Raw genomic sequence first — 18607 nt, 5'->3', positions numbered from 1 at the left:
GGCAGGGCTGATGGGCTAGGGCCGAGTCGGGAGGCCCCGCCCAGGCGGGGCCTCCGCTCAGTCCTGTTCCCGCGCGTGCCGCGAAAGCGCCGACGTGGCCAGCGAGTTGTGGATGCTGAACGCCACCGTCCCGGGCAGGTAGCGGTCCTGGGACCACTCCACCGGGGTGCCGGTCGGGTCCGTCGTACGCCGCCGCTCGCGCAGCAGCGGGCCGCCGCGGCGGCAACCGAGCAGGCGGGCGTCCTCCGCGTTGGCGGCCACGATGTCGATGGTGTGGTCGGCGTCGGTGAACAGGATGCCGTGCTCGCGCAGGACCTCGGTGTGCGAGACGACGTCGGGCGGCAGCTCGGCGACGATCTCGCCGACCCGCGGCGGGTAGATGGTGCGCTCGACCATCACGGGCGCGCCGGAGAGGGTCCGCAGCCGGACGGTCACGTACACCTCGGCGCCGGGCTCCAGCCGCAGCTGCTCGCGTTCGGCGGCGTCGGCCGGGCGGCGGACCAGCGAGTCCAGGATGCCGCCGGGCTCCTCGCCCATCGAGTACGCCCAGTGCGTGAAGCTGAGCAGTTCGGAGAAGCTCTGCACCCGGGCGCCCCCGAGCACGACACGCCGGGTGCCGCGGCGGGAGGTGACCAGGCCGTCGGAGCGCAGGACGGCGAGCGCCTGGCGGACGGTGCCGCGGGAGACGCCGTACTGCTCGGCGAGCGCGCCCTCGGCGGGCAGCCGGCCGGCCTCGCCGTACGCACCGGTGGTGATCGCCTCACGCAGGTCGGCGGCCACCTTGCGGTAGAGCGCACCGGAGGCGCCTTCCACGACCGGCGCCGGGCGCTGCTCGGCGGCCGGACGCTGCTGGGCCGCAGAGCGCTGCTGAGCCGCCGGGCGCCGCTCGGCCGCCGGGCGCTCGGGCTCAAGTGCCACGTCAGTCAATGTCCCTCCTGGGGCGGTGTCCTACGCAGCCGTACCGGCACGGACAGCCCGACCTTATCCCGCTGCGCCTTTGAAGCATCGCACCGAACGGATCACGCTCCGATGGCCTGATTCCACCGTTCCCGCAGCCGACCCCGGTTCTGGGCCGTCCGTTCACCTTCCCGTCACCGGACTCCGGCGTACTTACCTCCGTCAGCGAAGTTGGCTAGTCAACTCGGACGGTCTCGAACGGCTCCGGATGATTCCGAACGGCACCGGGCACACCAGAACGGCTCCGAACGGCCACTCGCACGATCCCCCGATCAGACAACCCCCGCAGCTCACCCCCTTGCAGTACACCCGATCAGGAGACTGACCCGTGTCCGTGCACCGCGCCCGTTCCGCCGCCTTCGCAGCGGTCTTGACCGCCGCCGCGCTGTCCCTCACCGCCTGCGGCTCCGCCGGCTCCTCCTCCGCGAAGTCCGGCGACGCCGCGGGCGGCAAGAACGCCAAGACCGCCACCTCGGTCGCCGACTTCGGCGGGATGGACGGCCTGGTCGCCGCCGCCAAGAAGGAGGGCAAGCTGCACGTCATCACGCTGCCGCGCGACTGGGCGAACTACGGCAAGCTGATGGACGACTTCAAGGCGAAGTACGGCATCGAGATCGAGGACGAGAACCCGGACGGCGCCAGCCAGGACGAGATCAACGCGGTCACCTCCCGCAAGGGCCAGGACCGCGCCCCCGACGTCCTCGACCTCGGCTCCGCCTTCGCCATCAGCGCCGCCAAGCAGGGCCTGCTGGCCCCGTACAAGGTCGTCGACTTCGACAAGATCCCGGACACCATGAAGGACCCGGCCGGCCTGCGCTACAACGACTACGGCGGCTACATGTCGATCGCCTGCGACGCCAAGAAGGTGGCCGCCTGCCCGAAGACCTTCGCCGACCTGCTGAAGCCCGAGTACAAGGGCATGGTCGCCCTGAACGGCAACCCGACCAAGGCCGGCGCCGCGTTCGGCGCCGTCTACGCGGCCGCGCTCGCCAACGGCGGTTCGCTGGACAACATCCAGCCCGGCATCGACTTCTTCGCCAAGGTCAAGCAGGCCGGCAACTTCAACCCGGTCGAGGTCACCCCGGCGACCATCGAGAAGGGCGAGACCCCGATCAGCATCGACTGGTCGTACCTGAACGCCGGCTACGCCGACAAGTTCAAGGACAAGGGCATCGACTGGCAGGTGTCCATCCCCTCGGACGGCTCCTACGCGCAGTACTACAACCAGGCGATCAACAAGGACGCGCCGCACCCGGCCGCCGCCCGCCTGTGGGAGGAGTACCTGTACAGCGCCGAGGGCCAGAACGGCTTCCTGGGCGGCTACGCCACCCCGGCCCTGTTCGACGCCATGAAGACGGCCGGCACCCTGGACAACACGCTGGCCGCCAAGCTCCCGCCGGTCGAGAAGCCCTTCACCACCTTCCCGACCCAGGAGCAGACGGACGCGGCGAAGAAGACCGTGACCGAGAACTGGGCCAAGGCGATCGCGGGCTGACCTGACGATGACCACGGCTCCCACCCCGGTGCCGGCCCCCGCCTCCGCCGCCCAGAGCGGCGGGGGCGCCCCCGGCCCCGCAACCCCCGCCAGCACGGCCGACGCCGCGAAGGCCACCACGGCCACCGCCGCGAACGCCACCGCCCCCACGACCACCACCTCCGGCGCCAAGGCCTCCAAGGCCTCCAAGGCGCCCCGCCCCGGCCAGGCCCGAACCGGCCGCGGCCGCGCCTGGCTGGCCGCCCTCCCCCTGCTGCTGTTCTTCCTGGTCGGCTTCGGCCTGCCCGCCGTCGCAATCGCCATCGGCGCCTTCACCACCTCGTCCGACGCCCCCGACGGCGGCGGCACCTTCACCACCGACAACCTCACCAACTCGCTGCAGGGCGCCTACTGGACCGCCCTGTGGGGCAGCGTCAAGCTCTCGCTGCTGACCGCGCTGATCGCCACCGTGGTCGGTCTGCCGCTGGCCCAGGCCGTGGCGACGTCCCGGTTCCGGATGTTCCGCGAGGCGGTGATGTCCGCCTCCGGCGTGCTCGCCAACTTCGGCGGTGTGCCGCTCGCCTTCATGTTCGTCGCCACCCTCGGCAACGCCGGTGAGGTCACCAAGCGGTTCGGCCTGACCTCCCACGGCTGGAGCCTCTACACCTTCTCCGGCCTCTCGGTGGTCTACCTGTACTTCCTGGTCCCGCTGATGGTCATCACCGTCACCCCGGCCCTGGAGGGCCTGCGCACCCAGTGGCGCGAGGCCGCGTACAACAACGGCGCCACCGTCGTGCAGTACTGGCGGCACGTGGCACTGCCGGTGCTGGTGCCCTCGCTGCTCGGCGGCTTCGTGCTGCTGTTCGGCGCCTCCTTCGCCGCGTACGCCACCGCCGAGGCCATGGTGGGCAGTTCGGTGCCGCTGATCTCGATGCAGATCGGCGACGCACTGTCCGGCAACGTCCTGGTCGGCCAGGGCAACCTCGCCCTCGCCCTCGGCCTCGACATGATCGTGGTCGCCTGCCTGGTGATGGCCGTGTACCTGCCCCTTCAGCGCCGGAGTGCCAAGTGGCTCGCCTGATCAACCGCATCCGTCTCGGCCGCGGCCTCGTCCTGCTGCTCTGCGGCGTCTACTTCGCGGTGCCGCTGGCCTCGTCGGTGTACTTCAGCATCGACGACAACAAGGGCGGCACCACCTTCCGCGCCTACACCGACCTGCTGAACGCGCCCGGCTTCACGGACAGCCTGGTGCTGAGCCTGGAGCTGGCCGGCGTCACCGTGGCGGTGCTGCTGCTCCTGCTGGTCCCGGCGATGCTCGCCGCCCGGCTCGGTGCGCCCAGGCTACGCCCGGTGATCGAGGTGATGTGCTCGATGCCGCTGGTCGTCCCGGTGGTCGCGCTCACCACCGGCATCATCGGTGTGCTGCGCTGGGGCCCGGACTACCTGCAGGACACCCCGCTGTTCCAGACCATCGTGGCCATCCAGGACCCGACGTTCCCGATCGTCCTGGTCGTCGCCTACGTGCTGATGGCGCTGCCGTTCGCCTACCGCGCGCTGGACGCGGGGCTGCGCGGCGTGGACGTCGCCACCCTGGTCGAGGCCGCCCGCAACTGCGGCGCCGGCTGGCTGCGCGCGGTGTTCACCGTCGTCCTGCCGAACCTGCGCAGCGCGCTGCTGAACGCGGCGGTGCTCACCGTCGCCCTGGTGCTCGGCGAGTTCACCACCGCCTCCATCCTCGGTTTCGCCCCCTTCTCGGTGTGGATCAACTCCAACGGCAAGAGCGACGGCCAGATGTCCGTCGCCGTCTCGATGCTCAGCCTGCTGATCGTCTGGGTCGTCCTGCTGCTGATGTCCGCCGTCGGCCGGGGCCGCAAGGCCGCACGGTCCTGAACCACCCCACGCTTTCCAGGAGTTACCAGCCATGACCACGGTTACCGCCCCCGTCACCGGTGTCGCGCTCGCCCCCGGCAGCGCCACTGTCGAGTTCCGGTCCCTCCGCCGCTCGTTCGGCGCCACCACGGCCCTGGACGGCTTGGACCTGACCGTCCACCCCGGCGAACTCGTCGCCCTGCTCGGCCCGTCCGGCTGCGGCAAGACCACCGCGCTGCGGATCCTGGCCGGCTTCGAGCAGCACGACTCCGGCGAGGTCCTGGTCGACGGCCAGGACATCACCGCGATCCCCGCGCACAAGCGCGACGCGGGCATGGTGTTCCAGTCGTACAGCCTCTTCCCGCACCTGACCGCGCTGGACAACGTCGCCTTCGGGCTGCGGATGCGCGGCGCCGGCAAGGCCGAGCGCCGCAAGCGCGCCCAGGAACTGCTGGAACTGGTCGGCCTGCCGCACCGCGCCGAGCACTACCCGCACCAGATGTCCGGCGGCCAGCAGCAGCGCATCGCGCTCGCCCGCGCGCTCGCCCTGCAGCCGCGCGTGCTGCTGCTCGACGAGCCGCTGTCCGCGCTGGACGCCAAGGTCCGGCTCCAGCTGCGCGAGGAGATCCGCCGGCTCCAGCAGGAGCTGGGGATCACCACCCTGTTCGTCACCCACGACCAGGAGGAGGCGCTGTCGATGGCCGACCGGGTCGCGGTGCTGCGCGCGGGCCGGCTGGAGCAGTGCGCCGCGCCGTCCGAGCTGTACGGCCGGCCGGCCACCGCCTTCGTCGCCGAGTTCGTCGGCACCATGAGCCGCATCCCGTGCACCCGCACGTCGGAGGGCGTCGAGGTGCTCGGCCGCCGGCACGCGGTGGACGGCGAGCTGCCGGCCGACGGCGAGCTGCAGGTGCTGGTCCGCCCGGAGAACGTCACCCTGACGCCGGCCGAGAACGGCCCGGCCCTGGTGGTCGCCGCGTCCTTCCTGGGCGCCGTCACCCGGCTCACCGTCCGGCTCGACGACGGTACCGAGGTCAAGGCCGACCTGCCCACCGAGGCCACCGCCGCCCTGCCGGCCGGCGCGCGCGCCGAACTCGTGCTGCCGGAGCGCCCGGTGCTGGTGGACCGCCGCGCCTGACCGCCCGGTCCCGGCTCGGCGCCCGACCGCCGTGCCTGACCGCCCCGTCCCGGCTCGGCGCCCGACCGCCGTGCCTGACCATCCCGTCCAGGCGGCGGCGCCCGATCGGCGCGCCGTCTGAAACCCTCGTATCTCCACCTGATGAACCACCGAAGGTACCGCCATGCCTGAGACCCCCCTGCCCGCCGCCGTCCTGTTCGACATGGACGGCACCCTGGTCGACACCGAGCAGCTGTGGTGGCAGACCGCCGCCGAACTCGCCGACGAGCTCCACCACCCGCTCACCGACCGGGACGCCCCCGAGGTGCTCGGCCAGGCCGTCGAGCACACCGCCGCCCACCTGCACCGGGTCAGCGGCACCACCCTCTCCGAGGCCGAACTCGCCGACCGGCTCGGCGAGTCCTTCGCCGGCAAGGTCGCCGCCGAGACGGTGCCGCGCCCCGGCGCCCTCGCCCTGCTGGCCTCGCTGCGGGACGCCCGGGTGCCCACCGCGCTGGTCTCCGCCTCGCCGCGCCGGGTGGTCGACCTGGTCCTCTCCGCCATCGGCCGGGACTGGTTCGCCGTCACCCTCGCCGCCGAGGACACCGCGCGCACCAAGCCCGCGCCGGACCCGTACCTCGCCGCCGCCGAGCGCCTCGGGCTGGACCCGGTCACCTGCGTCGCCGTCGAGGACACCCCGACCGGGGTCGCCTCCGCCACCGCGGCCGGCTGCGCGGTGCTGGCCGTGCCGTCCACCGCGACGCCGATGCCGGACGGCGCCCGGATCACCCTGCTCGCCAGCCTGGAACAGGCCGACCTCGCCCTGCTGGGGAAGCTCGGCGCCGCTCCGACCGTTTGACGCTGACATGCCCTATCTCCTGCTCTCCCTCGCCATCCTGAGCGAGGTCTGCGCCACCAGTTGCCTCAAGCTCACCGAGGGCTTCACCCGCCTCTGGCCGAGCGTGGGGGTGGCCGTCGGCTACGTGCTGTCCTTCGCCCTGCTGGGGCGCGCGCTCAAGCACATACCGGTCTCGGTCGCCTACGCCGTCTGGTCGGGGGCCGGGACGGCCGCGGTGGCCGGGATCGGCGTGATCGCCTTCGGCGAGTCGCTGGGCCGCCTCCAGTGGCTGGGGATCGCCCTGGTGATCGTCGGGGTGGTCGTCCTCAACCTCAGGAGCAGCCACTGACGTCCTGACGGCCCGTCCGTCCCGAACATACTGGTCAACTCCCCTTTCGGAGCGGGACGTCGGGTGGGCCGACTGCCCGCTCCGACCGGTTCGCTACCGTGGCCCCATGACGGATCCCCGCCCCCACCACTACCGCTTCGTCCACCGCGAACTCCCCCGCCAGATCCTCGAATTCGGCCCGCGGCTGACCGTCCCGGACGGCGGCGGCAGCCTCCTGCCCGTCCTCACCGGCATCTGGGACGACCTCGGCCGGACCCTGCCGCCCGAGGACCGTCTGCCCAGCCACGGCCTCGACTGCCGCCACCTGGAGGCCGACGGCCACCCGCTGCTGCTGGTCGTCCTCCCCACCCCGGTCGGCGCCACCGAGGCCCACTTCGTCGCCGCCGTCCACCCCAAGGGCACCAAGGACGTCCGCTACGTGACCCTGGAGCACGCGCTCAGCCCGCTCGACGGCAGCCCCGGCACCGTCCTCGGCGAGTGGTCCGCCGAGGGCCACCTCAACCACGGCCAGGGGCCCTCCCCCGTCGCCGAGCTCTTCGTCGCCGCAGTGGCGAAGCTCGTCACCCCGAAGAAGCGCGGCTTCTGGCGCCGCTGACCCCCGGGGCGGCTGCCCGTCCGGCGGCCGCCGCCCGCCCCGTACAGAACCCGTCAGCATGGCGGAAAGCCGCCGTCAGAACGGATCGCCCGCGTACCGACTGCGGCTATGCTCGGCCGGTCACGCCATCGACACACCGGGGGAGCAGTGGCCGACTTCACGGTCAGCACCGAGTTCCTCGCCAAGCTGGCCAAGGATCTCAAAGGCTGCGGCGACGAGCTCGACCAAGGACTCAAGGCGCTCAAGGAGGCGAGCCGCAGCGGACTGGGCTACGACTTCCTCGACGAGGCCTGCGGGCACTTCCAGAGCAAGTGGGAGTACGGGCTCAAGAAGGTCCGGGAGTGCGTCAAGGTGCTCGACGAGGGGCTGGAGAAGGTGCAGCAGACCTACGACGGCACCGAACAGAGCATCACCAAGGCCCTCACCCCGGCGGGGCAGTCGTGACCGACCCCGCGCCCGACTGGTCCGGCCTCGGCTTCAACCCGGCCCCCGGCGACGCCGCCGCCGTCACCGGCCTCAGCGGGAGCCTGCGCCGGGTCGGCCAGCACCTGACCGACGTCCACACCACGCTCTCGCAGCTCTCCGCCAACCAGGGCCAGTGGACCGGCGAGGCCGCCAAGTCCTTCGCCGGCCAGTTCGGCAAGCTCCCCACCTACCTGCAGGACGCCGCCGACTCGATCACCGCCGCCTACCAGGCCCTCGACGTCTGGTACAAGGCGCTGACCGAACACCAGCCCAAGGCCGCCGAGTTGGCCCGCGCCGCAGTCGCCGCCAAGCAGCAGAAGGAGCAGGCCGACCAGGCGCACACCGCCGCGGCCGCCGCCCCCGACCTCAAACTCGCCGGCCAGACCTTCCCCGACGACGCCGGCCTCGCCGCCGCCGAACAGCGCTACACCAAGGCGAAGAACCATCTGGACGCGGCCGCCAAACTCGTCAGCAGCGCCGCCGCCGACCTCACCGGCCTTCAGAGCCAGGCCCACGAACTCGCCGAAGGCCACAAGGCGGACGCCCGCAAGACGGCCGACGCCATCCGCAAGGCCGCCGACAGCAAGGCCCCACCGGAGCCCGGCTGGCTCAGCAAGGTCGGCAACTGGCTGAAGAACCACGGCGCGGACATGCTGACGGTCGCGGCCGGCATCTGCGGCGTCGCGGCGATCTTCTTCCCCGCCTTCGCGCTGCCGGCCATCCTGCTGAGCGCCGCCGCGGCGGGTACGCACGCGACCAAGTACGCCCTTGAGGGCAAGCTGTTGCCGCCGCAGAAGAACATCAGCAACTGGCTGACCCTGGGCGGCGACGTGCTCGGCGCGATCCCCGGGGTGGGCGTCGCCAAGTCCGGCTTCACCGCCGCCCGGGAGGCGAGCGCCGCCGGTGCGGGCGTCCGTGGAGCCGTGAGCGCCGGAACGACCGAGGTCCGGACCGCCGCCCGCGCCGTCGACCCGGCCAACCCGATCTTCACCACCGCGATCGAGAAGCCCGCCATCACGCTCGGGGTCTCCAAGGCCACCGCGATGAACGTCTCCGATGGCGTCCAGGCCGTCACCACCGTCGGGCTCAACGCCCCGACGGCGTACGCCCTCACTCAGGACAACCCGAGCGACGGCCTCACCAGCGCCGTCAACTACACCACCGGCGGCAACAGCGTCATCGGGTCGGTCGGCGTCGGCACCGGCGGCGGCAAGGCCAACGCCGTCATCGGCACCGTGTCCACCGTCGGCAACCTGCTCGGCATGGGCGGATGGGCGGCCGGCTATGGCCGTTGAGACCACCGAGGTTCCGCCGCTCTGGCTCACCCTGCCCGCAGGCTTCACCACCCTCGACCTGGACGAGGACCTCGGCGACCGGATGGCCCGCACGGCGGAGAGCCTGGACGCGGCCTTCCCCGGCGCCCGGCCCGAGCAGAAGCTCAGCACCGTGATCGCCGCCGAGACCGCCTTGCAGGCCCAACTGCGCGAGGGCGCCGTCCACGTCTCCAGCTGCCTGGTCCGGGCCGAGGACGGCGAGCCCATCCACGGCATGCTCACCGTCTTCGTCCGCCCGCAGGACCTCGGCGCGCCCGGCAGCTACCCCGCCCGGGTCGCCGAACAGCTGGCCGAGGCCTGGCCGGACGCCGACGTCGGCGTGGTGGAACTGCCGATCGGCCGCGCCGCCCTCGCCGCCCGCGACCTGTCCGTCCCGGTGCCCGGCGCGGTGTTCGGCGTGCCCGAGTCCACCGTCAACACGGTGCGCCAGCTCGAACTGCTGATCCCGCACCCGTGGAGCCCGCACGTGGTCGCCGCCGTCTTCACCACCGAGGACCTCGAGTACTGGGACGAGTGGCTGCCGCTCCTGGCCACCGCGTTCCGCGGCATCGCCTTCCACCCGCCCCGGAACGAGAGCGCCGACGCGCTGCCGCCCCACCAGTGGGACAACATCCGAAAGGCCTTCGGATGACGGCCACCACCGACTCGGCTCCGCCGAAGGCCGAACCCCGCCGGGGCTCTATCCCGCTGACGATCGCCCTGGCGATCGCCGCGCCGCTGTCGATCGTCGGCCTCACCGCCGCCTACGGCGCCTACGGCTGGCCCGCCGGCCTCGCGGTCCTGGTGCTTGCCACCGCCGTCCTGTCGACAGGCCTCGGCCGACTGGCCGGCGGGACCCGCGGCTGCCTCGCGGCCCTGCTCGTCCCGATCGCGCTCCTCGTCGCGGCGTCCGCGACGAGCAACGTCCGCGACGACCTGGTCCTGAGCTCCGGGCCCACCGTGACCGCCCGCGTCGTCGGCAAGGAGCGCACCGCCGGGACGCGCGACCCTTCCTGGGACTACAGCCTGGCGTCCGTCGACGGCTCCCCCGTGCCCGGCGGCCGCCTCAACCAGCGCGACCAGTCCCTGCGGGTCGGCGACCAGGTCACCGTCCGCTTCGACCCCGACGGCACCGCCCGGCCCAAGCGCCCCGAGCAGCTCGACCTCGGCACCGACCTCTTCTGGGCCGTGGCCGTCCTGCTCGCCGCCGCCCTCGCCGTGGCCTGCCTCGGCCTCTCCAGCCGCCCGGCCGGCCCGCTGCGGGACCGCCTCGCCGCCCGCTCCCGCACCGGCCGCGAACGGGCCGGCCGCCTCGGCGCCGCCCGTACCGCACTCGCCTGGAGCGCGGTCACCGCGCCCTGGCTGCTGGCCTACCTGCTCGCCCGCCAGTACGTCGGCAGTCCGCTGACCACCGGACTGTTCGCGCTGTACGTGCTCGCCGTCACGGCCTGCTCCTGCTGGCTCGTCACCGACAAGAACACCGTCAAGCCCGGCGTCACCGTCCTCGCCACCGGCTCCGCCTGGTTCGTCCTCACCCTCTTCCTCTGATGCGTGACCCAGCTCACACCAGCTTGCTGAAACCTCGTCATCCCGCCCCACCGTCTCACCCCTCGCACTTTCCGACACACTGACGGTCACGCACGGGGGATGACGCCATGGCGGATGACGGACCGAAAGCCGGCGGCCCGGAGTTCAAGATCCGGCCGGGGGACCTGAAGGCGGCCGCGCCGACCTTCGAGACTCAGAGCAAGGCACTCAAGGACGCCCTCGACAAGCTCAAACACAGCCTCGCCGACGCCGGTAGCCCGTGGGGCGACGACAAGCAGGGCAAGGAGTTCGCCCAGGCCTACAACGGCCCGCACGACCACGTGCTCTCCGCACTCGACACCCTGGTCAAGGGGCTCACCAGCATCCACGACGGGCTGAACGCCCACGCCGACAACCACACCGACGCCGACAACCACGTCCGGAAGAACCTGACGCCGTGATCGGCCGCCCTGCACGGAGGGAGTCGGCGCATGGGTGAGTCCACGGCGGAGAAGATCGTCCGCAAGGTCACCGGCATGTGGTGGCCCGACGCCGACCCGGACAAGCTCCGCACGGTCGCCGCCGCCTGGGACACGATGGCCACCGCCATCGACAACGTCACCGCGCCCACCAACCAGGCCGCCGCCGCCATCGTCGCCAACAACCACGGCCCCGCCATCGACGCCTTCGGCAAGTTCTGGGGCAACTACTACGGCGGCAAGGACAGCGCGGGCCAGGGCAAGGGCTGGCTCCCCGACGCCGCCGCCGTCTGTCGCGCCCTCGCCAAAGCCCTGCGGGCCTTCGCCGACGAGGTCGACAAGGCGCTCAAGAAGCTGAAGGAGGAGGCCGCGATCGTCGGCGCCACCCTGGTCGCCGGCACCGCCCTCGCCTTCTTCACCGCCGGCATCTCCGAAGCCGCCGCCGGCACCGCCGCCGCGGGCATCATCGCCACCGCCGCAGGCCTCGGCGTCGCCGTCTCCGAAACCATCGCCACCATCGCCGCCACCGTGCTGGTCGGCGCCGCCTTCGGCGCCGTCGAGGCCATCACCGTGGACATCGCCGTCGCCCAGCCGGTCCGGATGTCCTTCGGCGACGGCGGGTTCAGCCTCACCGAGGCCGTCGACTCCGCCGAGACCGGCGGCATCATGGGCGGCGCCGGCTCCGCCCTCGGCGCCGGCGGCCGCGTCGTCGCCACCGCCGCGGAGGTCTCCGACAGCACCTCCGTCGCCCTCGCTTCCGCCATGAGCAAGGTAGCCACCGCCGCAGATACCCTCCCCGGCCGCATGGTCACCGGCGCCGGCCTCACCTACGGCTACGACGCCACCTTCCAGACCGGCCCGGTCATGCCCCTCGACCTCGTCCTCGGCGCCGTCGGCGGCGCAACCGGCCCGAGCGGCAAGGGCGTCGACACCGCGAAGCGGGTCACCGAACTCGGCGACCAGGGCCACGGTCCAGGCCGCCACGTCAAGGCCAGCGACACTGCCCTTCAGATCAGGCTGGGCACCACCATGACCAACCCCGACGGATCCCCCAAGATCTTCACCCCCGCATCGGCCAATGCCGGGCACGTGAAGTCGAGGGACCACATCGACCCACTGACCGGTACGACAGTGGACGCCGATAGCGGCGGCCCCCACAAATGCGGGCCGTACGCGACCCGCTACAACGACCCTGCAGATCTGGTCACGGTCGACAAATATGTCCGCAAACACCTGAAGCAAACCGGCGATCTTCCCGACATTTCAACTCCCATCGAAGATATTCTCGGACCGGATGGGCACAAGCGGTTCACCGGCTTCTACAAAGATCCCCAGGATCCGAGCAGGTACCTACCCGTTGATTTCGAGGGTGGAACCATTGTCGCCGTCTATGTACCGGACGGAAATGGCGGACACAAACTGGTAACATCATACGCCAACCCCGCCCCTGGGAAGCACCCGTAAGGACGTCATGGACCCCGATCTGGCAGGATTCTTCGAGCAATACCTCAACGTCGAAGTCGCATATTCCTATATGGACGGCATCAAGGAAGTCGTCAGAACATCCGGCTGGCGCGAGAAGCAGCGACGCCTGTTCGAGCAGATGCTCGCCGAGCGAAGCATGACCCGGGGCGAGTACTGCGAACGAACCTGGGTCGACTTCGAGACCGACGACGACATGTACGCCTACCTGACGAAGGTTTACGCATATTTCTTCCTTGACCGCGAGGAGCTCCCGATCCCGCCCGAATGAGAAATCCGGGCAGTGGGACGACCTGTCCAGCTTCCTGCAGGTATATCTGAACGTCGAAACAGCCGTCCCGTACCACCTGCTCGGAACCCGGCGCACGATCTCCAGCTTCCCTTCGCACGACGCCCTCCAGCGGATCTTCGAGCGGATGCTCGCCGAACGGACCATGCCGCGCAGCGAGTTCTGCCTGAACACCTGGATCGACTTCGAGACCGACGACGACATGTACGCCTACCTGACGAAGGTCCATGCCTACCTCGACAAGCGCGAGCGGGCGGCCTTCGATGACACAAGTCATCGTGTGCGCGACGTGGTGGACCAAGAACAGCCCTTGAGCAGGGTCACGAAGAGCGTCCCTGAGGACGGAGTCGATCTTTCCGGCCATCGCACCAGTGTGTCCGAAGATATCCTCGGCCCCGAGGGGCACAAGCGGTTCACCGGCTTCTACAAGGACCCACAAGATCCGAGCCGCTACCTGCCGGTCGACTTCGAAGGCGGAAATATCGCCACCTTCTACGAACCTGATGCACATGGAAAGTGGCATCTCGTCACTTCCTATGCGAATCCCGCACAGGGAAAGCACCCGTAAGGACATCATGGAACCAGAACTCGCCGGATTCATGCAGCAGTATCTGAACGTCGAGATGGCTCACTCCTACCTGGAGCGCATCAAGAGGACCATCAACATGTCGAACCCCGTATGGGGCGAGGACCTGCAGAAATGGTTCAAGCAACTCTTCGAGGAGCGGGACCTCACCCGGGGCGAGTACTGCGAACTCACCTGGGTCGAGTTCGAGACAGACGAGGAAATGTACGCGTATCTGGAGAAGGTTCACGCGTACCTCCTCCTCGGCTCCGAGGAAGTTCCGATCCCACCCGATTGAGGCTTCAGCCTTTGTGGGCGGCGGCGTCGAGTGGACCACCCGCCCCGAGTACACCGGCCCACCGACTTCGCCCTCCCCGGCGCCGCCGTCGCCGTCCTGACGAGCGTCGGCCTCGCTGAACTCGCCATCCGGCGTCGCCGCCGATGACCGGGACCCCGCCCGGAGGCCGTCAGGATCCGGGCGTAGCCTTCCACCTCGTCGTAGGGAGATCGGGGGCCGCCATGGCCAGGGAGAGAAGCCGCCGCAGAACCATCGCGTTGGCGGGCGCGCTGGTGGCGGCGGTGCCGGTGGGGACGTTCGGGCTGGTGCTGCTGAGCACGTACGTCAGCGGGGGCCTGGCGTGGCTGCTCGGGCTGGTTGTCGGGGTCGCCTGGATCGTGGGCGTCGTCCGGCTGGTCGGGGTGGTGGGCTGTTGGGTGGCGATCCTGTCCGTCGCGCTGTGGGGCGGCGCGCTGGGAGAGGTGATCGCGGCCCGGGACGCGGTGGTCCTGAACACCACCGGGGTCACCACCTCAGCCCGGATCACGGCGGCACACGACCACCCCGAGAGCAAGCACCCGGACTCGACGTACGACCTCGCCGACGAGTGGGGCGTGCCGATCCCGAACGGCACGGTGTACGGGGGCCTCCACTCGCACGCGGTCGGCGACCGGCTCACCGTCCGCTACGACCCCAGGGGCGTCGCGGCCGCGCGCACCCCTGACGACATCGACTTCTCGAAGGACCTGGCCATCGCCGGCGGCCTGGACGCCGTCCTGATGGCGGCCGTCGGCGGTCTGGGCGTGGCCGTGGTCCGCAACGGTCGCCCGCGGCGGGTCCCGTTCAGCCGGGTGGGCGGAGTCCGGGGCACCCCCCGCGACTCCGCCCACCCGTAGCGCGCTGGACCAACCGCCTCTAGCCGAGCAGCGACGGCAGTTCCGCCACCGAGCCGAGCACGTGGGTCGCCCCGTCGGCGCGCAGGCGGGCCTCGTCGTGGGCGCCGGTGAGGACGCCGGCGACGACCGACGCGCCCGCCCGCACACCGGTCAGCATGTCGTAGCCGGTGTCCCCGGCGACCGCGATCTGCCGCACCGAGTCAACCCCGGTGCGCAGCAGCGCGGTGAGCGCGAGGTCCGGGTACGGGCGGCCGCGGCCGGCCTCGGCGGGGCAGAGGGTGAGGTCGGCGATGGACTGCCAGCCGAGCGCGGTGAGGATGCGGTCCTGGGTGGCCCGGGAGAAGCCGGTGGTGAGGACGACCTTCCGGCCCCGGCCGCGGAGTTCGGCGATGGCCTCGGCGGCGCCGGGCAGGGCGGCGCAGTGGCCGGCGTCGACGAGGTCGTGGTAGGCGGCCTCGAAGGCGGTGTTGGCCTGCTGGGCCTTCTCCTCCTCGCCGAACAGGTGCCGGAAGACGGAGATCTTGGACTCGCCCATGGTGGCGCGCACGTGCGCCAGCATGGGCTCGTAGGCGGGGCTGCCGGCCTCGACGCCGAGCGTGGCGGCGGCGGCGCCGAAGGCCTGCTCGACGAGACCGTCGTCGGCCACGGTGGTGCCGGCCATGTCGAGGACGACCAGGCGGATATCAGGAGACATGTCAACTACCCTTACAGATTTGCGAGTTCAGCGGTGGTCTCGGCGATGGCCGGAGAGCAGGTCATACCGCGGCCGCCGGGGCCGGTGACCAGCCAGACTCCGTCGCGGACGCGTTCGCGGTGGACGACCCGGGTGGTGTCGACGCACTGGGCGTACACCCCGGCCCAGCGGCGGCGCACGCGCGGCAGCGGGCGGCCGAGCAGTTCCTCGGCGACGCCGACCAGGTGGTCGTACGGGTCCTCGACGACGTCGAAGCCGAACGGCTGGTCGTACTCGTGGGTGTCGCCGATGGTGAGGCCGCCGTCACGGCGCTGGACCATGAGCAGCTGCATCTTGTGCTCGGCGGCGACGTCCGGCTGCGGCTGGGTCTCGCGCAGGCGGTCCAGGGCGCTGCCCGCGAAGGCGGGGTAGTAGCGGAAGCTGTCGCCGTCGGCGACGGAGGTGGTGAGGGTCTCGCCGAGCGGGTCGGTCTGCATCATCTGCAGCCGGACCCGGCGGACGGGCAGGGCGGGGGCGAGTTCGCGGACGAGGCCGCCGAGCCAGGCGCCGGTGCAGAGGATGACCAGGTCGCCGGTGTGGACGTCGCCGTGGTCGTCGCGGACGGCGTTCTCGCCGATCACGTCGCGGACCTCGCGGCCGGGCAGGAAGGTGTAGCGGCCGGTGGCCTGCAGGGCGGCGCGCAGCGCGGGCTGGGCGGTGCGGGGTTCGACGGCGGCGTCGCGGTCGCACGACAGGGCGCCGAGCAGCTTGCCGCGCAGGGCCGGGTTGGCGGCCCTGGCCTGGTCGGCGTCGAGCAGCCGGTAGCCGCGGGCGGCGGCGTCCGGCAGCGTGAGCGCCTGTTCGGCGACGGCGAGTTCGGCCTCGGTACGGATCGCGGTGAGCGACCCGTTGGCGCGGAAGCCGAGGTCGGGGACGCGTGCGCCGATGCCCTCCCACAGTTCGCGGGCGCGCAGCGCGGTGTCCAGTTCCTCGCCCTGCGCGCGGCCGCTGACCCAGACCAGGCCGAAGTTGCGCACCGAGGCGCCGCGCGCCTCGGTCTCGCGCTCCAGGTGGAGGACCTCGTGGCCGCGTTCGACGGCCTGCCAGGCGTGCATGGTGCCGAGCACGCCTGCTCCTACGACGATGACTCTCATGCGGCCAGGCTGATGCGGCCAGGTGTCCGAGGGGCGTCCGGGTGACGTCCCGCAGATGAATCACCCGAAAAGTTGTACAGACAACCCGGCCGGATAACCCGGACAGACAGCCCGGCCAGACGACCCAGCCCGGTAACCCTGCCGGGCAACCCGATCAGAGACCCCGCCACCGGGCCGTCACCGCAGCACCCGCGCCCGCAGGTAGTTGCGCCGCCCGAAGTTCGGCTCGTCCACCGCCGTCAGCTCCTCCACCTGGAACCGGTACAGCGCCGCCGCCCCGCCCCCGGTGAGGAACTGCCGCCGGACCTCCTCGTCCTGCGCGAAGGACGGGTACCGCCCCTGGTAGGCAGCCAGCGCCGCCTCGGCCTGCCGCCCCCAGGCCTCGCTCGCGCCGCCGGTCAGCTGCAGGCCGCGCAGCTGCTCGCCGAAGACCGGCGGCGGCAGGAAGACGGTGGCGGCGGCCCGGGCCTCCTCGGCGAGATGGTGGCTGTGCCGGGTGGAGCGCTCGCTGACGAAGTAGAGAACGAGGTCGTCGTCGTACGCGAAGAAGGCCAGGTTGGCGTGCGGGCCGTGCTCGTGACCGGCGGTGGCGAGGGTGAGCACCATGGCCTCCGAGAGCAGGCCCTCGACGCCCTTGTGCGGCGACTCGCCCGGCCAGTCCCCCTGCGTGATGTCGAGTCGGTACGGCATTGGCACTCCCTCCGCTGGCACGCCCGGCGCTCCCGCGCCCCGGCACGACTGAGCCGGGCGGGTTCCCCGCGAAGGGGCCCCACGCCCGGCTCACATGCTCTACCCGCCACCCCGGCCAGACAAGGGTCGGACGGGCTACGGGCAGGCTACGGAATCAGTGCCGTCGGGTCTCGTACGAGGCGTGGCCGCGGGCGACGACCGGCAGCGTCCCCGGGCCGAGCAGCGGGCGCAGCGCGCCCGCCCGCATCCGGTCCACCAGAGGTCCGCAGCGCCCGACGAGCGGCGCCAGCACCAGCGCGACCAGGAGGCCGACCAGCGCGCCGACGGCCACGTCGTGCGGGTAGTGCACGCCGACCCAGACCCGGGAGGCGCCCATCAGCACCGCGAAGATCCCGGCGATCCAGCCCAGCCGCCGGTCGGCGAACCAGAGCGCGGTGGCGGCGGCGAAGGCGATCACGGTGTGGTTGCTGGGGAAGGACCAGTCGCCGACACCCGGGCAGGTCTCCAGCGAGACGCTGCCGGGGATCTGGGCGCACGGCCGGACCTCCTCGACCATGCCCTTGAGGACCGAGTTGACGCCGTACGCGACGACCACGATCACCGGCGAGGCGAGCACCCGGGCCATCACCACCGAGTCGGCGCCGCGCGCCCGCCACCAGGCGTAGAGCATGAAGACCGCGAACAGGCCGAGGCCGATCGCCGACCAGACCTTGATCAGCTCGTCCAGCCAGTGCGGGGCGTCCTGAGCCCACCCGTTCACCCGGGTGTAGAGGGAGCCGTCGATGCCGCTGCCGTCGTACACGGCCAGAGCCCGAGAGGACATCACGCGTCACCTCCGTGACGGCGCGCCTTACGGGCGCGGAACAGTTCGAGAACAATGGGGAGCACGGAGACAACTACTACCAGACCGATGATCGGGAGCAGATATTTGTCGATGCTCGGGATCGACGATCCGAGCCCGTACCCGGCGAGCACCACGCCGACGGTCCAGATCGCACCGCCGGTCACCTGCCAGAAGGTGAACGAGCGGGCCGGCACTTCGAGCACGCCGCAGAGCGGGTTCAGCACCGTTCGGACCACCGGGATGAACCGGGCGAGCACGATCGCCTTGCCGTGGCCGTACTTGCCGAGCAGCTCCTCGGCCCGCTCGACGCCCTCCAGCAGGCTCCTGCGCTTGGTGCGGCGCAGCAGCGCGCGGCCGCCGCGCTTGCCGATCAGGTAGCCGACCTGGGCACCGGCCAGCGCGCCGACCAGGGCGGCGGGCAGCACCTGGTAGAGCTCCAGCTGCGGGCCCTTGGTGGCGCCGGGCACGCAGAGCAGGCCGGCGGTGAACAGCAGCGAGTCGCCGGGCAGGAAGAAGCCCACCAGCAGGCCGGTCTCGGCGAAGAGCACGACGGCGATGCCGAGCGCGCCGAAGGCGGCGAGCAACGAGGACGCGTCCAGCGGGTTCACCGCGAGGTGAGCGGCCGGATCGGCGAGGAACTGAAGCAAGGCTGGCGGACCTCCCGTACGTTGGAGGGCGGATCGCAGCGAAACCCACCCTGACCGTCTACAGTGACGTAGACGGTCTACATGACTGTAGACGAAACCTGGAGGAAGCG

General features: G+C 71.5%; 23 protein-coding genes. 17 read left to right on the top strand and 6 right to left on the bottom strand.

Annotation, left to right across the window (positions count from 1 at the left end):
• Window positions 1-57 precede the first annotated feature (57 nt).
• Window positions 58-918 carry a GntR family transcriptional regulator gene (locus P3T27_RS14215; protein ID WP_348534099.1) on the bottom strand — a complete coding sequence of 287 codons (861 nt, stop codon included), beginning with the start codon at window positions 916-918 and terminating at the stop codon, window positions 58-60.
• Between the two features lie 367 nt (window positions 919-1285).
• Here P3T27_RS14215 and P3T27_RS14210 point away from each other — a divergent pair, with 367 nt between their 5' ends.
• The 17 genes from P3T27_RS14210 to P3T27_RS14130 all read left to right on the top strand — a co-directional run bounded on the left by P3T27_RS14210 (window position 1286) and on the right by P3T27_RS14130 (window position 14489).
• A complete protein-coding gene (locus tag P3T27_RS14210) occupies window positions 1286-2452 on the top strand; it encodes an extracellular solute-binding protein (protein ID WP_280678133.1) in 1167 nt (388 codons plus the stop codon).
• 7 nt (window positions 2453-2459) lie between these two features.
• The gene (locus tag P3T27_RS14205) at window positions 2460-3512 is read left to right on the top strand and encodes an ABC transporter permease subunit (RefSeq protein ID WP_280678131.1); all 1053 of its coding nucleotides are present in this window, start codon (window positions 2460-2462) and stop codon (window positions 3510-3512) included.
• On the top strand, window positions 3512-4321 hold the full coding sequence (locus tag P3T27_RS14200) for an ABC transporter permease subunit (RefSeq protein ID WP_280678333.1): 810 nt from the start codon (window positions 3512-3514) through the stop codon (window positions 4319-4321). Before P3T27_RS14205 ends, P3T27_RS14200 begins: the two co-directional genes overlap by 1 nt.
• 31 nt (window positions 4322-4352) lie before the next feature.
• On the top strand, window positions 4353-5435 hold the full coding sequence (locus P3T27_RS14195; protein WP_280678129.1) for an ABC transporter ATP-binding protein: 1083 nt from the start codon (window positions 4353-4355) through the stop codon (window positions 5433-5435).
• A gap of 163 nt (window positions 5436-5598) precedes the next feature.
• The gene (locus P3T27_RS14190; protein ID WP_280678127.1) at window positions 5599-6273 is read left to right on the top strand and encodes an HAD family phosphatase; all 675 of its coding nucleotides are present in this window, start codon (window positions 5599-5601) and stop codon (window positions 6271-6273) included.
• Window positions 6274-6280: 7 nt separating this feature from the next.
• Entirely contained in the window at window positions 6281-6601 is a 321-nt protein-coding gene (locus tag P3T27_RS14185; RefSeq protein ID WP_280678125.1) for a multidrug efflux SMR transporter, read from the top strand.
• A gap of 106 nt (window positions 6602-6707) precedes the next feature.
• Window positions 6708-7196, top strand: coding sequence for a hypothetical protein (locus P3T27_RS14180; RefSeq protein ID WP_280678124.1), 489 nt, complete (start codon window positions 6708-6710; stop codon window positions 7194-7196).
• Window positions 7197-7343: 147 nt separating this feature from the next.
• Window positions 7344-7640, top strand: coding sequence for a hypothetical protein (locus tag P3T27_RS14175; RefSeq protein ID WP_280678122.1), 297 nt, complete (start codon window positions 7344-7346; stop codon window positions 7638-7640).
• The gene (locus P3T27_RS14170) at window positions 7637-8956 is read left to right on the top strand and encodes a putative T7SS-secreted protein (RefSeq protein ID WP_280678120.1); all 1320 of its coding nucleotides are present in this window, start codon (window positions 7637-7639) and stop codon (window positions 8954-8956) included. Before P3T27_RS14175 ends, P3T27_RS14170 begins: the two co-directional genes overlap by 4 nt.
• Entirely contained in the window at window positions 8946-9626 is a 681-nt protein-coding gene (locus tag P3T27_RS14165; RefSeq protein WP_280678119.1) for a hypothetical protein, read from the top strand. Before P3T27_RS14170 ends, P3T27_RS14165 begins: the two co-directional genes overlap by 11 nt.
• On the top strand, window positions 9623-10522 hold the full coding sequence (locus P3T27_RS14160) for a hypothetical protein (RefSeq protein WP_280678117.1): 900 nt from the start codon (window positions 9623-9625) through the stop codon (window positions 10520-10522). The genes P3T27_RS14165 and P3T27_RS14160 overlap by 4 nt, the downstream gene beginning before the upstream one ends.
• Before the next feature lie 107 nt (window positions 10523-10629).
• Window positions 10630-10962, top strand: a complete 333-nt coding sequence (locus tag P3T27_RS14155) for a WXG100 family type VII secretion target (RefSeq protein ID WP_280678115.1) — start codon at window positions 10630-10632, stop codon at window positions 10960-10962.
• Window positions 10963-10992: 30 nt separating this feature from the next.
• Window positions 10993-12444 (top strand): hypothetical protein, encoded by a 1452-nt coding sequence (locus P3T27_RS14150; RefSeq protein ID WP_280678113.1) that lies wholly within the window; start codon window positions 10993-10995, stop codon window positions 12442-12444.
• Between the two features lie 7 nt (window positions 12445-12451).
• Window positions 12452-12733, top strand: a complete 282-nt coding sequence (locus P3T27_RS14145; RefSeq protein WP_280678111.1) for a hypothetical protein — start codon at window positions 12452-12454, stop codon at window positions 12731-12733.
• The gene (locus P3T27_RS14140; RefSeq protein ID WP_280678109.1) at window positions 12699-13319 is read left to right on the top strand and encodes a hypothetical protein; all 621 of its coding nucleotides are present in this window, start codon (window positions 12699-12701) and stop codon (window positions 13317-13319) included. The genes P3T27_RS14145 and P3T27_RS14140 overlap by 35 nt, the downstream gene beginning before the upstream one ends.
• A 7-nt stretch (window positions 13320-13326) precedes the next feature.
• The gene (locus P3T27_RS14135) at window positions 13327-13614 is read left to right on the top strand and encodes a hypothetical protein (protein ID WP_280678107.1); all 288 of its coding nucleotides are present in this window, start codon (window positions 13327-13329) and stop codon (window positions 13612-13614) included.
• A 221-nt stretch (window positions 13615-13835) separates the two neighbouring features.
• Window positions 13836-14489, top strand: coding sequence for a hypothetical protein (locus P3T27_RS14130; RefSeq protein ID WP_280678106.1), 654 nt, complete (start codon window positions 13836-13838; stop codon window positions 14487-14489).
• Between the two features lie 19 nt (window positions 14490-14508).
• Here the strand turns inward: P3T27_RS14130 and P3T27_RS14125 are convergent, their stop codons facing one another.
• The 5 genes from P3T27_RS14125 to P3T27_RS14105 form a co-directional block, all read right to left on the bottom strand.
• Window positions 14509-15183 (bottom strand): phosphonatase-like hydrolase, encoded by a 675-nt coding sequence (locus P3T27_RS14125; RefSeq protein WP_280678104.1) that lies wholly within the window; start codon window positions 15181-15183, stop codon window positions 14509-14511.
• Window positions 15184-15194: 11 nt separating this feature from the next.
• A complete protein-coding gene (locus tag P3T27_RS14120) occupies window positions 15195-16316 on the bottom strand; it encodes a TIGR03364 family FAD-dependent oxidoreductase (RefSeq protein WP_280678102.1) in 1122 nt (373 codons plus the stop codon).
• A gap of 177 nt (window positions 16317-16493) precedes the next feature.
• On the bottom strand, window positions 16494-17006 hold the full coding sequence (locus P3T27_RS14115; protein WP_280678100.1) for a pyridoxamine 5'-phosphate oxidase family protein: 513 nt from the start codon (window positions 17004-17006) through the stop codon (window positions 16494-16496).
• Between the two features lie 154 nt (window positions 17007-17160).
• On the bottom strand, window positions 17161-17829 hold the full coding sequence (locus tag P3T27_RS14110; protein WP_280678098.1) for a phosphatase PAP2 family protein: 669 nt from the start codon (window positions 17827-17829) through the stop codon (window positions 17161-17163).
• Window positions 17829-18497 (bottom strand): DedA family protein, encoded by a 669-nt coding sequence (locus tag P3T27_RS14105; protein WP_280678096.1) that lies wholly within the window; start codon window positions 18495-18497, stop codon window positions 17829-17831. Before P3T27_RS14105 ends, P3T27_RS14110 begins: the two co-directional genes overlap by 1 nt.
• Between the last annotated feature and the right edge of the window lie 110 nt (window positions 18498-18607).

The sequence above is a fragment of the Kitasatospora sp. MAA19 genome (assembly GCF_029894125.1).
Classification (GTDB): Bacteria; Actinomycetota; Actinomycetes; order Streptomycetales; family Streptomycetaceae; genus Kitasatospora.
This window is presented reverse-complemented; position numbering and strand designations above follow the sequence as displayed.

What these genes read in the sequence shown, in the direction of transcription:
- P3T27_RS14205 (WP_280678131.1), top strand. Translation starts at nt 2,460, where the DNA reads ATGACCACGGCTCCCACCCCGGTGCCGGCCCCCGCCTCCGCCGCCCAG.
- P3T27_RS14195 (WP_280678129.1), top strand. Translation starts at nt 4,353, where the DNA reads ATGACCACGGTTACCGCCCCCGTCACCGGTGTCGCGCTCGCCCCCGGC.
- P3T27_RS14190 (WP_280678127.1), top strand. Translation starts at nt 5,599, where the DNA reads ATGCCTGAGACCCCCCTGCCCGCCGCCGTCCTGTTCGACATGGACGGC.
- P3T27_RS14185 (WP_280678125.1), top strand. Translation starts at nt 6,281, where the DNA reads ATGCCCTATCTCCTGCTCTCCCTCGCCATCCTGAGCGAGGTCTGCGCC.
- P3T27_RS14180 (WP_280678124.1), top strand. Translation starts at nt 6,708, where the DNA reads ATGACGGATCCCCGCCCCCACCACTACCGCTTCGTCCACCGCGAACTC.
- P3T27_RS14165 (WP_280678119.1), top strand. Translation starts at nt 8,946, where the DNA reads ATGGCCGTTGAGACCACCGAGGTTCCGCCGCTCTGGCTCACCCTGCCC.
- P3T27_RS14160 (WP_280678117.1), top strand. Translation starts at nt 9,623, where the DNA reads ATGACGGCCACCACCGACTCGGCTCCGCCGAAGGCCGAACCCCGCCGG.
- P3T27_RS14155 (WP_280678115.1), top strand. Translation starts at nt 10,630, where the DNA reads ATGGCGGATGACGGACCGAAAGCCGGCGGCCCGGAGTTCAAGATCCGG.
- P3T27_RS14150 (WP_280678113.1), top strand. Translation starts at nt 10,993, where the DNA reads ATGGGTGAGTCCACGGCGGAGAAGATCGTCCGCAAGGTCACCGGCATG.
- P3T27_RS14145 (WP_280678111.1), top strand. Translation starts at nt 12,452, where the DNA reads ATGGACCCCGATCTGGCAGGATTCTTCGAGCAATACCTCAACGTCGAA.
- P3T27_RS14135 (WP_280678107.1), top strand. Translation starts at nt 13,327, where the DNA reads ATGGAACCAGAACTCGCCGGATTCATGCAGCAGTATCTGAACGTCGAG.
- P3T27_RS14130 (WP_280678106.1), top strand. Translation starts at nt 13,836, where the DNA reads ATGGCCAGGGAGAGAAGCCGCCGCAGAACCATCGCGTTGGCGGGCGCG.
- P3T27_RS14125 (WP_280678104.1), bottom strand. Translation starts at nt 15,183, where the DNA reads ATGTCTCCTGATATCCGCCTGGTCGTCCTCGACATGGCCGGCACCACC.
- P3T27_RS14120 (WP_280678102.1), bottom strand. Translation starts at nt 16,316, where the DNA reads ATGAGAGTCATCGTCGTAGGAGCAGGCGTGCTCGGCACCATGCACGCC.
- P3T27_RS14115 (WP_280678100.1), bottom strand. Translation starts at nt 17,006, where the DNA reads ATGCCGTACCGACTCGACATCACGCAGGGGGACTGGCCGGGCGAGTCG.
- P3T27_RS14110 (WP_280678098.1), bottom strand. Translation starts at nt 17,829, where the DNA reads ATGTCCTCTCGGGCTCTGGCCGTGTACGACGGCAGCGGCATCGACGGC.